Annotated in this window: 10 protein-coding genes; 5 read left to right on the forward strand and 5 right to left on the reverse strand. The window is 34.5% G+C overall.

Annotation, left to right across the window (positions count from 1 at the left end; all coding sequences use genetic code 11):
• Window positions 1-2,019 (reverse strand): carboxypeptidase regulatory-like domain-containing protein (locus MK119_RS10525; protein ID WP_290678113.1); only part of this gene is annotated, 2,019 nt, incomplete at its 3' end.
• 138 nt (window positions 2,020-2,157) lie between these two features.
• Here MK119_RS10525 and MK119_RS10530 point away from each other — a divergent pair.
• Window positions 2,158-3,204: an endonuclease/exonuclease/phosphatase family protein gene (locus tag MK119_RS10530; protein ID WP_290678115.1), complete on the forward strand. Its 1,047-nt coding sequence runs from the start codon at window positions 2,158-2,160 to the stop codon at window positions 3,202-3,204.
• Between the two features lie 110 nt (window positions 3,205-3,314).
• Here the strand turns inward: MK119_RS10530 and MK119_RS10535 are convergent, their stop codons facing one another.
• Together MK119_RS10535 and MK119_RS10540 are read right to left on the reverse strand one after the other, a co-directional pair.
• A complete protein-coding gene (locus tag MK119_RS10535; protein ID WP_290678117.1) occupies window positions 3,315-3,755 on the reverse strand; it encodes a hypothetical protein in 441 nt (146 codons plus the stop codon).
• A gap of 138 nt (window positions 3,756-3,893) precedes the next feature.
• Window positions 3,894-4,262: a hypothetical protein gene (locus MK119_RS10540; RefSeq protein WP_290678119.1), complete on the reverse strand. Its 369-nt coding sequence runs from the start codon at window positions 4,260-4,262 to the stop codon at window positions 3,894-3,896.
• A 173-nt stretch (window positions 4,263-4,435) separates the two neighbouring features.
• Here MK119_RS10540 and MK119_RS10545 point away from each other — a divergent pair, with 173 nt between their 5' ends.
• The 4 genes from MK119_RS10545 to MK119_RS10560 all read left to right on the forward strand — a co-directional run bounded on the left by MK119_RS10545 (window position 4,436) and on the right by MK119_RS10560 (window position 6,499).
• Window positions 4,436-4,621, forward strand: a complete 186-nt coding sequence (locus MK119_RS10545; RefSeq protein WP_290678121.1) for a hypothetical protein — start codon at window positions 4,436-4,438, stop codon at window positions 4,619-4,621.
• 3 nt (window positions 4,622-4,624) lie between these two features.
• A complete protein-coding gene (locus MK119_RS10550; RefSeq protein WP_290678123.1) occupies window positions 4,625-5,101 on the forward strand; it encodes a lanthionine synthetase LanC family protein in 477 nt (158 codons plus the stop codon).
• A gap of 402 nt (window positions 5,102-5,503) precedes the next feature.
• Window positions 5,504-6,259 (forward strand): nucleotidyltransferase domain-containing protein, encoded by a 756-nt coding sequence (locus tag MK119_RS10555; protein ID WP_290678125.1) that lies wholly within the window; start codon window positions 5,504-5,506, stop codon window positions 6,257-6,259.
• An 84-nt stretch (window positions 6,260-6,343) separates the two neighbouring features.
• The gene (locus MK119_RS10560) at window positions 6,344-6,499 is read left to right on the forward strand and encodes a hypothetical protein (RefSeq protein ID WP_290678127.1); all 156 of its coding nucleotides are present in this window, start codon (window positions 6,344-6,346) and stop codon (window positions 6,497-6,499) included.
• Window positions 6,500-6,587: 88 nt separating this feature from the next.
• Here MK119_RS10560 and MK119_RS10565 read toward each other — a convergent pair whose 3' ends face one another.
• Both MK119_RS10565 and MK119_RS10570 read right to left on the reverse strand, forming a co-directional pair.
• The gene (locus MK119_RS10565) at window positions 6,588-9,344 is read right to left on the reverse strand and encodes a carboxypeptidase-like regulatory domain-containing protein (protein WP_290678129.1); all 2,757 of its coding nucleotides are present in this window, start codon (window positions 9,342-9,344) and stop codon (window positions 6,588-6,590) included.
• A gap of 133 nt (window positions 9,345-9,477) precedes the next feature.
• A complete protein-coding gene (locus MK119_RS10570) occupies window positions 9,478-12,051 on the reverse strand; it encodes a carboxypeptidase-like regulatory domain-containing protein (RefSeq protein ID WP_290678130.1) in 2,574 nt (857 codons plus the stop codon).
• Window positions 12,052-12,086 lie beyond the last annotated feature (35 nt).

Consider the following 12,086-nt stretch of genomic DNA (forward strand, 5'->3'; position numbering starts at 1 on the left):
CGCTTTGATGATTGGAGATCTGAAGATATAACTTGCATCCAATGATGTAATCTTTTCTTCAGTTATACCTTGAACAAAATTATTGTTTTCTCTTGAGTTAGAGAATGTATTACGAATTGATGGAGCTTTAGTAATATACCCTGCATTTACATCAAACAAGTGACGACCTGTTAACTTATATGTTAATCCAGCTTTAGCTCCTATACCAGTAAATGATAGTTTTTCACTTTTCCCGAAAGAATTCTCTGGGAAACCACCGTTTCTGTATAATCCTTCACGTTGGTAGGTTGTATTTTTAACACTAGCTCCTACAAAGAAATCTACTTTTTTGTATTTGAATTGTGCTTGTGCAAAACCTCCAATAGTGTTAGATCTGATTTCAAAATTATAACGGAAACGATCTCCTTGTGTTACCAATCTGTTTGGATTGTTTAAATCGTTTTGAACTGCACCTGGATCAGTTACTAAATCGCTAGCAAAAGGATCTACATCTAAATATCCTGTTCCTCCTAATAAATCAACAACTTCTGCAAAATTTTCAGAAACTAATGAAGTGAAGTTTACATTTGCGTTCAAAGTAATATTATCGTTGATTACTGAGTTTAAGATTGAATTTGCGGTAAACTGTCTGTCATCTGCTCTATCTTCATATACAATATTGATAGCGTTTCCACCAGCAGCTAAGTTATTTTGGTTTGCTGTGTATAAAGCTGTCCAATCAATTTGTCCGTCATTTACAAACGCTTCTTGCGCTTGGAAAGCTAACAGTGGATTGTCTGGGAAGTTTCTTCTGAAATAACTTGGTAGGTTTTGGTAGTATGTTGGACTTGGGTTTGCTGCGTTTCCGATTGGGAAACCACTAGCATCTAAATCTGTTCCACCAAAATCTAAACGACTTCTTCCTTGCTCACCAAATTGATAGGCAACATTTGTGTTTAACGTCGTGTTTTCTGAAATGTCCCAATAGTGATTTAGCATCAAGATTGGCTCAATTACTCTACGTACTCTTGAGTTACGCTTTTCACCGTCTTGATATCCCCAAAATTCGTTGTAACGAATTCCTTTTAAATCGTATACCTCTTGAGTGTTTGCAGAAGATAATCCTCTTCTGTTTGGCGCGTAAATTCCTGTAAAGTTAATACTGTGATTGTCGTTTAATTGTTTTTCAACTGAAAGAAATAAAGAATTTGCGTCGTAGAAAGTACCGTCGTTAAAACCTTCATCTCCCCATCTTCTTCCTGCTGAAACTGTGTACGCCCATCCACTTTCTAGTAAACCAGAAGAATATGTTGCCATAAGTCTATTGGTATAACTTCTATCTGATGACGAATACGTTACTCTACCTCCTTCTCTGTATTGAGAAGCTCTTGTATTGATATTTGTTGTTCCTAAAACACCTCCAAATGTGTAATCTGAAGCACTTAAACCATTTGTAAGCTCTTGATTTCTTACAACATCATTCAATCCTCCCCAATTACTCCATTGTGGTCTTCCGTTGAACATCTTGTTCATTTCAATACCGTTAATAAGTACTGTTCCATTTTCTGAGTCCAATCCTCTTACTCTGAAGAAAGTCGCTCCAAATTCAAAAGCTGCAGTTCTTAGGAATACATCTCTTGACGATTGTAATAATCCTGAGATGTTGTCTGCTGCTGTTGAATCGTCATTTAATTCATCATCCGTCAATGTTATAAGGGTAACATCTTCTTGAATGAACTTTTTTAACAAAATTGTTCCCAAGTCAATTGCTTGACCATCGGCAACCGTTACAGGCATCCTCAATATTGAGTAACCATCTTTTGTAAACACGATGTCTACTTCCCCTGCTGCAACATTTGTTAACTTAAATATTCCAGATGCATCTGTAACAACTTCTTGTTTGTTGTTACCCGCAACCGAAACTAAAACATTTTGAATTGTATCATCTGTATTGGCATCAAGTACGATTCCCGTAATTGAATTTTGTCCGCTGACAAACCAAACCGATAGCAATCCAAATAAAAAAATAAGTTTTTTCATACTGTAATTTGCAATTAATTATTATTCGAGTTTAAAAAATCTTTAATAACGACGGGCAAATGTACATTATTTATAATTAATAACTACTTTTGGTCTATCTTTTGTATAGATTGTTTAAGATAACATAACATTCAATAAATGAAAAACCTTAAATCCCTAGTAATACTGGCTTTTTTACTAGTGTTTACCCATGGTTGGGCACAAAAAAAGAAGCAGTATAAAGTGCAAACAATAGCGTTTTACAATGTAGAAAACCTATTTGACACTGTTAATGATCCGCTGAAAGATGACGAGAAGAGTCCAATTATGGAAATTCAAGGTGATCGTTCAAAGATTTATGAAGACAAAATTTCGAAACTTGCGCGTGTAATTTCTGATATCGGATATGATATTTCGAAGACTTCACCTGCTATTTTAGGTGTTGCAGAAATTGAAAACAGAAAAGTTTTGGAAGATTTAGTAAATCATCCAAAGTTAAAAGATTCCGATTACGGTATTATCCACTTCGATTCTCCTGATAAGAGAGGAATTGATGTAGGTTTATTGTACAAGCAAGGTGTCTTTCAACCACACAGTTTCTCAAAACATCCATTGTACATTTATGATGGAGATAGACGTATTTATACGAGAGACCAACTGTTGGTTTCTGGTGTGTTAGATGGTGATGAAGTACACATTATTGTAAATCACTGGCCATCTCGTAGAGGTGGAGAAGCCAGAAGTAGACCAAAACGTGTAAAAGCTGCTGAGTTGAACAAACGCATTATCGATTCTTTACAAGATATTGATAAGAAAGCAAAAATCTTCACTATAGGCGATTTGAATGATGATCCTTTTAACGTAAGTATGAAAGAAGTACTTAAAACGAAAGCTAAACGTGAAAATGCTAAAGGAAAAGATTTATTCAATCCAATGGAAGGTATGGCTAAAGAAGGTAATGGAACCTTGGCATACAGAGATGGTTGGAATTTGTTTGACCAAATTGTAATGTCTGCTCCTTTATTAAAGAAAGACTTTTCGGAATACCGTTATTACAAAGCAGGAATTTACAATAAAACCTATTTATCTAATAAACGAGGACGCTATAGAGGTTATCCGTTTAGAAGTTTTGCCGGTGGTTCGTATACGGGTGGTTATAGTGATCACTTCCCAGTATATGTACACTTGATTAAAGAAGTGAACTGACATTTGAACATTGCAAATCAGATTCTGCAGATATGTGGAATTCATATAAAAACAAAAAATCCTTATCGTATTTGATAAGGATTTTTTATGTCTGAATATTTCTTTCTTTATTAGTAAAGATTTAACCAAGTTTTCCAGGGCAGTCTTAAAAGAAGCAACAACAATCCTGTACTATAGAAAAGTATAATTTTCTCGTAGGCTCTTTTGCCTGTTTCCTGCTTTTTATGTTTAGACCATCCAATAGTGATAAAAACAATTGCTAAGATTCCTACTATCAGATGTTCTATGGTCAATAAATGATCTGCACTTTCCAATCTCGTTCCATTCGCCTTAATCGCTTTAAATCCTTTTATAGATGTAAAGCATAAAATGATTTCCATTAGTAATTGTAAGTGTGAAAAAACGATTGCAAATAACGAAATCCGTAAATCCTTTAGTGTAAACTTTTTATTAGTGAGAAAGCCTATAACAGCATTACCAATTGCTATTAGTAGCATTACTACTACACAATACACAAAATATGAATGTAATGTTTTTATAATTTCGTACATGAGTTTGCTTTTTGTTTATTAAGAAACTTCCTCGATTTTTTGACACATTAGTTTAGAAATATAAGATGATTTGTAGAAAACAAAAAATCCTTATCGTATTTGATAAGGATTTTTTTATGTCTAAATATTTTTACCGCGTTAGTTATTACCTTCTTCTAACTCTCTTTGTTTACGTGCATCAATAAAACTTCTAACAAATGCAATCATCGCGATCATTGTAAAGAGAATCATTATTGAAACTCTGGCAACACCAACATAATCAGCTGCATCCATTCTTCCCATGAATGGTTTTATAAGGCCAATAAGAATGGCTAAGGTTAACACAACAGCGATATGCGCTATAATTTTGTTTTCTTTTTTTACACCTCCATTTAAGACAATTAAAATTGCACCTATAATAACAGGAATTAATGCAGTCATGGATGGATTGTCAGAACCAAAATATCCCCAACTTCCTAAACCTATTAATACAATGGCATTTAGTAAACTTGCTACATGGGCTTTCATAATTATGTTGTTTTTTAAGTTAACTTACTATTTTCACAAAGATACAGGTTATTAAGTTTAGAATGAAAGCCTTTTTAAAAATAGTATATTGTGTTATTGTTTTGCTAAAGTTTAAAAACCGCAGGTATTCTTGCAGTTTTTGTGGTAATTTTAGTTTTTATATGTTATCATACATGATAACTAAAGACAGCCACTCTCAACATATTTTACAAAAGCTTGAACAGCATTCTAATATTGGAAATGTTGGACTTTTGAATGGACTCGCAGGTGAAAGCTTGTATTATTTTTATAGAAGTGAGTTATTGGATGAAGATGCTTCGTATGATACTGCAGTTTTAAAACTACAGCAAGTCATGTAAATTATGAGTAGTACTCAAGTACACACCAATTTCTATAATGGCTTAGCAGGCATTGGTTGGTTTATTTGTCATTTAAATGAAGCTGAAATCGCAGATGTGGATGTAGAAGATTTTTTGGATACTTCTATAGATACGCTTTTGTACGAAGATATGATTCAGTTATTGAATACGAATGTATATGATTTCTTTTATGGCGCTACTGGTATTTGCTTTTACTTTTTGAAAGGATTTATAACGACACAAAATCCAGCTATAAAAGAAACATACAGAACGTATATTACCCATTTTCTGTTTTATATCGAATACAGAAGTATTACAGATACACATGGCAAGCATTGGAAGCACTCTGGTTATCCTTTTGAAAAGGATCATGTAAATTATCAATTGAGCTCAGTGGATAATATTTCTGGTTTAATGCTAGTACTAACAGAAATTGCAAAGACAAACAGCTTTAATACTCTATGTTTACCACTTGCTTAAAGCATCCAGTAGTTGGCTGTTGCATCAATTGGGAGCGGTACAAGATATACGAATTGATCAGGCATATTGCTTATGGAAAGCTGGTAATGAACTGAACAACGATTCGCTTCAAACTAAAGCACTACAGTTTTTTATAACATACTGCAAAGCACCTTTCTGATGAGTATAGTATTTCATTAAGCAAATTTGCGTTGATTTATTAAAAGATAAGTCATGAAACTAATGATGCATTCTTCATAGAAAAGGCGCAAGAGAGTTTTAAAATCATCACAGAACGATTTGCTTCAGAAGATATAAAAGATGCTAGCCTATGGAAAGGATATGCAGGAATTGGACTTGCAGACCTTTCTTTGAAGTTTAACCTGAATACAGATTGGGAAACCTGTATGCTAATCTAATTTTTTGTTTATAGAAAAAGTTTTAGAAAAATTTGTAGTACATTGGAAACAGCAGCTAAATCTACGAGGGATTCTTTTAACGGGAAGTTATGCCGTGGGATTACAAAATGAAAATTCGGATGTGGATATTCGTTTGATTCTTAAATACAGTGTTGAGAAATCTTTTAAAGGACTCGAAACTATTGACGAATATTGTTTTTCGTATATGGGACGAAGTAAGGCAGAAACTATGCAAAAATTCAATCACCAGTTTTTTTCAAATGTAAAGATGGAAGCACGCATTTATGCTGTTGGAAAAATTGTGCACGATCCGTTTGGTGATATTGCAGAGATTCTAAAAGTTGCCCACGTATATTCAGATACTCCATTGATTAAAAAAGAAGTTTCTAATGAAGATTTGAAATTGTATATGTATTCGCTTTCTCAAAAGTATCAATTCATAGAAAAAACAACACCAGAAGATGCTTTTTACGATTATAATTATATATTATATTTAAAAAGTACGCTTGCTTATTATGCAGAAAAATTGAATATAGAAATGAATTATGGGAATGATACGAAGCTTTTTCGTTTTTTAATAGATGAAAAGTACTTAAGTGCCTATAAGTACCCTGAATTTCAAGACAAAACCTTTAGAAACTTATGGATCAGTGCATTAATAAAAAAAGACAAAAATAGTTTGAATATACTTCATAACTTTTTAGAAGAAAATTTATGTAATTTTAACAAATCTACAATACGTATTGAATGGAAAAAATGAGAAATTTGAGATATAATTTTTAATATATTAATCATAAAAAAAAGTAAATCAAAGTTAAATCTTAAAAAAATGTCCATCTCCAACTTGGCAGTTGTTAAGGGTGGAGCGACAGTTTGGTGTACCATTGCTATTGGTACAAGCGGTGTAAGTACTTGTAACTACACAGCTGGATGCCCTCCAACACAAGCTAGTGCTTGTTGTGACACAAGAGGTGATTCATACTGTGATCGTGAAACCTGATTTGTAATTTACATCAATTACAAGATATAAGAAAGCCTCGTAAAATTTACGAGGCTTTTTTATGTTTTCAACATAGTGTTACTTCATATTAAAATGAATAACGCACACTAAAGTTCCATGTTCTTCCAAATCCGAAGAATGCTTTGTTTGCTGTATTAATTCCGTCATACGTATCGTCTCCAGGATTCGCAAAGATGTTTGTTTGCGATTCTGCAAGATATGTAGTGTTGAACAAGTTGTTGATGTTCAATCTGAAATTAACTTTTTGGTTGTCATCTTTACCAAATAACCATTTGTACGAGATACCTCCATCAAATAAGTTATATGCTGGTAATTGTAATGAACCATTGTTATCAGCTGTATCAAAGTCTTCTGCTCTAATGTCTGCATATAAATCGTCAGCTCTAAACCAAGCAATATCAAACTTTAAATTTTCTACAGGCTCAACAATAGCAGCTAAACGCATTGTAGTTTGAGCGGCGTTTCCAACTTTTACATCGTCTAAGTATAATGTATTTTCACCTACTACACGTTGGTTATCACTGTTAATATCAATTGCAGGTCCGCTTACAGTTCCTCCGTATTCCCAATTACCAAGAGACAACATTCCTCTAAATGTTAAGAAGTCTAATGGACGGTATGTAGTTTCAATTTCAAGTCCAGAGTGAATTTGCTCAATTCCTACAACATTTGTACGTCCTTGCACTTCTTCCATTGGATCGTCTGGATCAGGGAAAGTTCCTGTAATACGTTGGAATCTGTCTTTCCAAGACGTTCTATATAAGTTTACGTTTGCCGATAATTTTTCAGACTGATATCCGTATCCTAGTTCAACTCCGAATACTTTTTCATTTCTGTAATCGTCATTCAATTCGTTGGTATTGTTTAAGTATACTGCATCAAATAAAGGTTGTTTTGAGTAGTATCCTGCATTACCAAAGATGTTGTGATTTTCGTTGATGTTATAATTCAATCCACCTTTGATTGTTCCTCCTAAGATGTTTTCCCAATCAGTACGTTGCCCTTGTGCAGGCGTTAATAAGAATAAATCTTCTCTACTAAATCCTTGGTTAGATCCAGAGAACTGAACAAACGCTGAGATGTCATCTTTTTTATATTCTAATTGACCAAAGATTCCTAACCAACGTACATATCCGATGTTGTAGTAGTTAATTTTATCTTCGTTGTCAATGTCTTTAAATACATTTACGATAGAAGAGAAATCAGAAGAATATGTGTTTGTTAATACAACATTAGGATTATTTACATTACTGTTGTCTAAATATCCGTCAGCTCCTAATAAGTTGTCTAATCTTCTATAGTGGAAACCTTTGTACGTTCTAGCATCAAATCCAATATCAAACGTAAGGTTATCATTTAACTGTGTGTTTAAATTTGCTAATAAACCAAACCAGTTGTGAGAGTTAATAGAAGCTCTACGAACAATACCGTTACTTCTTGAAGTTACAAAGTGATTTCCTTGAGAATCAGGTTGTGTTAAGGTAATATCATTATCTCCAGTTCCTGTGAAAGAAGTTGTTTGTCCTCCATTCCATTGTGCAATTTCATCAAACTTTACAATTCCAGTAGCTGCATCTCTAAAAGCTAGGTTTGAAGCAAAAGCAGATCGTCCAGCTCCTGTTCTACCTCTACCGATATCACCAGTTCCACCTCCACGACCGTAAGAAGCATAAAGTACAGATGATAATTTTGTTTTTTCAGAAATATTCCAATCCCAGTTTAATGATAATACCGGCTTGTGGTAAAAGTTTCTTCTCCAGTTAAATTCTTCACCATTCAAAGTACCATTGTTGAAGTTATACTTGTCTCCATACTGTAAGTACTGTGCAATTGTTGCAGCGTTAAAGAAGCTTGTTGTTCTTTGGTTGTGTACCTGTGGTGCTCCCGTTAAAGTGAACTGAATATCGTGTGTTCTTTTTTCGTTAGACCAACCAAATCCTAAGAAGTAGTTGTATCCTTCAAAAGCAGTACCGTCAATATAACCATCTCCTGCTGTTCTGCTGAATAATGTTGTAAAGGCAAAACCATTTTCCATTCTTCCTGTAGAATACGAAGCAATTGTTTTTAAATAGCTATCGTTACCTACTGTTGTTCCTACAAATCCACCTTCATTTCTTTCAGTAGTTTTAGTAACAATGTTTAATGTACCACCTACAGAAGAGATTGCTAATTTAGAAGAACCTAAACCTCTTTGAACCTGAATTGCAGAAGCTACATCAGCTAAACCTGTCCAGTTACTCCAGAATACACGACCGTTTTCCATATCGTTTACTGGCACACCATTTACCAATACAGCAGTGTTTACTTGGTCAAAACCACGAATATTAATTCTTGAATCTCCAAAACCACCACCAGATTTTGTTGCGTATACAGATGGCGTTGCATTTAACAATTCAGGAAGTTCTTGGTTTCCTAATCTTTCAACGATTTCTGCAGCTCTAATGGTTGATGCAGCTACTGGCGTTTCACGCTCTTTTGCTATATCAACAACACCTACAATCACTACTTCATCTAAAGAATTATCAGAAGCCAACGTAATTGTTCCTAAATTTTGCGTTCCTCCGTTTACACTGAAAGGAATCGATTTTGTACCAAATCCTACATACGATACCTCGATAGTACCCGTAGTACTGTTGACATTAATTTTAAAATTTCCATCAAAATCTGCTGATGTACCATTTGTTGTTCCCTTCACTACGACACTTGCTCCAGGTAAAGGACCATTTTCATCTACTACTTTTCCAGTAACTGTACCTTGAGAAAAAGCTACCGATGTTATCAATATCATCGCTACTGTAAAAAAGAAATTGTACTGTTTTTTCATATAATAATTTAATTTATTTAATCTTTTAACAATGAGTCTGTTAAAAGCACTAAAAAAGCCGAACCAAAATGTGGTTTGACTTTTTTAGTTTTTGAGACAATTCTATTTTAGAACTGTTTTATTTTTTCTTCTTTTAAAAATGATATCTTAAAGAAGTATTGAATGTACGTCCAGTAATTGGGAATGATCCAAACTGATCAGTATCTTGAATTCCTCTCTTATCAAATGCGTTGAAAACGTTTGCTCTGAAAGTTAACTTATTTTCTCCAATATTGAAGTCATAAGTAACACCTAAGTCAACTAATTCAAAACTATCCAAAGTTGGGAAGTTTCTAGTTTGTGGTGTTCCATCAAAGTCTCTATCATTTGAATAGTGATTACCAAAGTGCTTGAAGTTTATATCAGCAGATAAACCAGTAATGATTCTTGCTTTCGCCGTAGCACCCGCAGTAAATTGTGGAGCAGTAGTAACTTTTACACCATCTCTATCAACTCCTTCAGTTGAAGAGATTAATACATTTGTATCGTCATTATATATTTGTACATTACTACTTCCTTTATATTGCCAGCTACCTGCAGAAACAAATCCTCTTAAGTCTAACCAATCTGTTGGTCTAGCGTCTAACTCTAACTCAACTCCTCTGTGTACTTGACGAACTCCTCTTTCAAAAACATTGATGTTTGTTTCAGAACCATCTGTATTTGTGATTGTTCCTCCAGATAATAAAACTCTGTTATCCCAATCTGTGTGGTAGAAGTTAAAAATAGCTCTGAATACACCTTCAACTTCAAATTGGTAACCAGCTTCAATACCAGTAATTTCTTCGTTTTCTACTTCTGGTTGAACCAACGCATTAGATCTACGAATGTTTGTGAATACGTTATCTAAATACGGTTGTCTTGAATAGTAACCAGTGTTAAGGTATACCTTGTGATCTTCTGTAAATTCATATCCTAAACCAGCTTTTAAGTTGTAACCAACTTTGCTTAGGTTGTCGGACTTCCCTAAATCTCCCTGAAAGCGTCCTTCTCTTTGATATGTTTGGTTAGAAACTGCTCCTTGGAAGAATGCAGAGAATCTGTCTGTAGAGTACTCACCTTGAGCAAATAACCCTTGATATGTAATTGTTTCAGAGTAGTCATAGTCTAATCTATCACCTTCATCAGCAAAATTAAATAATGCTGCCCATGGATCTGGATTGTATTCTGTAGTATATGATACACCATCCTCTTCCCAAGCTGTCAATCCATATAAATTGGCTACTTGACGGAAGTGATCTCCCACATAATATCTTAAGTCTGTACCAACATTAAACGCAAAGTTTTCATTTACTTCGTGATTAAAGTTAGATACGATTCCATACCAAGCATGATTGTTCATAGAAGCTCTACGGATATAACCAGGACCATCATCTCCTCCTGTTGCTACACCTATAGCTTGATTTGACTGTTCAATTGCAAAATAATCAATTTGACCATTTGGGTCTCTTAGCCTACCATCACCTCTTGGACCTGTTCCACCTCCACGTCCCCATGAAGCGTATAATACTGTAGATAAATCTGATTTTTCACTAATAGTCCAGTCCCAGTTTAAGTTCATTACTGGCTTGTGGTAGAAGTTTCTTCTTTCTGAATCGATATCAGAAGTATAGTTATTTCCTTGTAAGTTTGAGGTATATCCCCAGTGTTGGTTAAACTTAGGATCATTAAGTGTTCTATCTACACTTTGAGACCATTTTTGTCCGTGGAACTGAGGTGCTCCTGTTATTAAGAAGTTGAAGTTATGTCTTTCATTTGGCTTATATCCAACAGAGAAGAAATAGTTTTGTCCTTGTCCAAAAGTTCCTTCAGCCCATCTTCTATGTGCTTGCCAGTGGTCAATTAATACAGAAAAAGCCCATCCTTTATCGTTTATACCAGTATTGTACTCAGCAGTTCCTTTAAAATAACTATCGTTACCTGTTAAGAAACGTACAGATCCACCTTGTTTCTTTTCTGCAGCTTTCATTACAATGTTCACTGTACCACCAACAGAAGATATTGCTAATTTAGAAGCCCCTAAACCACGTTGTACCTGAACAGCGTTTGCGATATCTGCCATTCCTGCCCAGTTACTCCAGAATACACGTCCATCTTCTTGAGCGTTGATTGGCTGACCATTTAAAAGTACAGCAGTGTTAGTGTCGTCAAAACCTCTCACTAATAACCGTCCATCACCAAATCCTGTTTGTCTAGAAACGAATACAGAAGGAGTGTACTTAATAATTTCAGGTAATTCAACATTACCAACTGCTCTTTCTTGAATTTCTCTTTTCTTAATTGTAGATACAGCGATAGGAGTTTTTCTATCTTCGGCTAAATCGATAATTCCGCTACCTACAATAACCACCTCATCAAGAGAGTTGTTTGAAACTAATTTGATAGTTCCTAAATTTTGTGTTCCTCCACTAACATTGAAAGTAACTGATTTTGTATCAAATCCTACATATGATACTTCAAGAGTTCCGGATGCAGAGTTCACGTCTAATGTGAATTTCCCATCAAAGTCGGTTGATGTTCCATTGGTCGTCCCTTTCACAACTACACTAGCTCCTGGAAGCGGTCCTGATTCATCTACTACAGTACCTGTAATTGTTCCTTGAGAAAAAGCAACTGATGTTACTAAGAACATCGCTACTACAAAAAACAAGTTGTTAAACGTTTTCATAAGTTTTATTAGTTTATTTAATGCCGCAAAAATCG

The organism is Kordia sp., from assembly GCF_022447245.1.
Taxonomy (GTDB): domain Bacteria; phylum Bacteroidota; class Bacteroidia; order Flavobacteriales; family Flavobacteriaceae; genus Kordia.

What these genes read in the sequence shown, in the direction of transcription:
- MK119_RS10530 (WP_290678115.1), top strand. Translation starts at nt 2,158, where the DNA reads ATGAAAAACCTTAAATCCCTAGTAATACTGGCTTTTTTACTAGTGTTT.
- MK119_RS10535 (WP_290678117.1), bottom strand. Translation starts at nt 3,755, where the DNA reads ATGTACGAAATTATAAAAACATTACATTCATATTTTGTGTATTGTGTA.
- MK119_RS10540 (WP_290678119.1), bottom strand. Translation starts at nt 4,262, where the DNA reads ATGAAAGCCCATGTAGCAAGTTTACTAAATGCCATTGTATTAATAGGT.
- MK119_RS10545 (WP_290678121.1), top strand. Translation starts at nt 4,436, where the DNA reads ATGATAACTAAAGACAGCCACTCTCAACATATTTTACAAAAGCTTGAA.
- MK119_RS10550 (WP_290678123.1), top strand. Translation starts at nt 4,625, where the DNA reads ATGAGTAGTACTCAAGTACACACCAATTTCTATAATGGCTTAGCAGGC.
- MK119_RS10565 (WP_290678129.1), bottom strand. Translation starts at nt 9,344, where the DNA reads ATGAAAAAACAGTACAATTTCTTTTTTACAGTAGCGATGATATTGATA.
- MK119_RS10570 (WP_290678130.1), bottom strand. Translation starts at nt 12,051, where the DNA reads ATGAAAACGTTTAACAACTTGTTTTTTGTAGTAGCGATGTTCTTAGTA.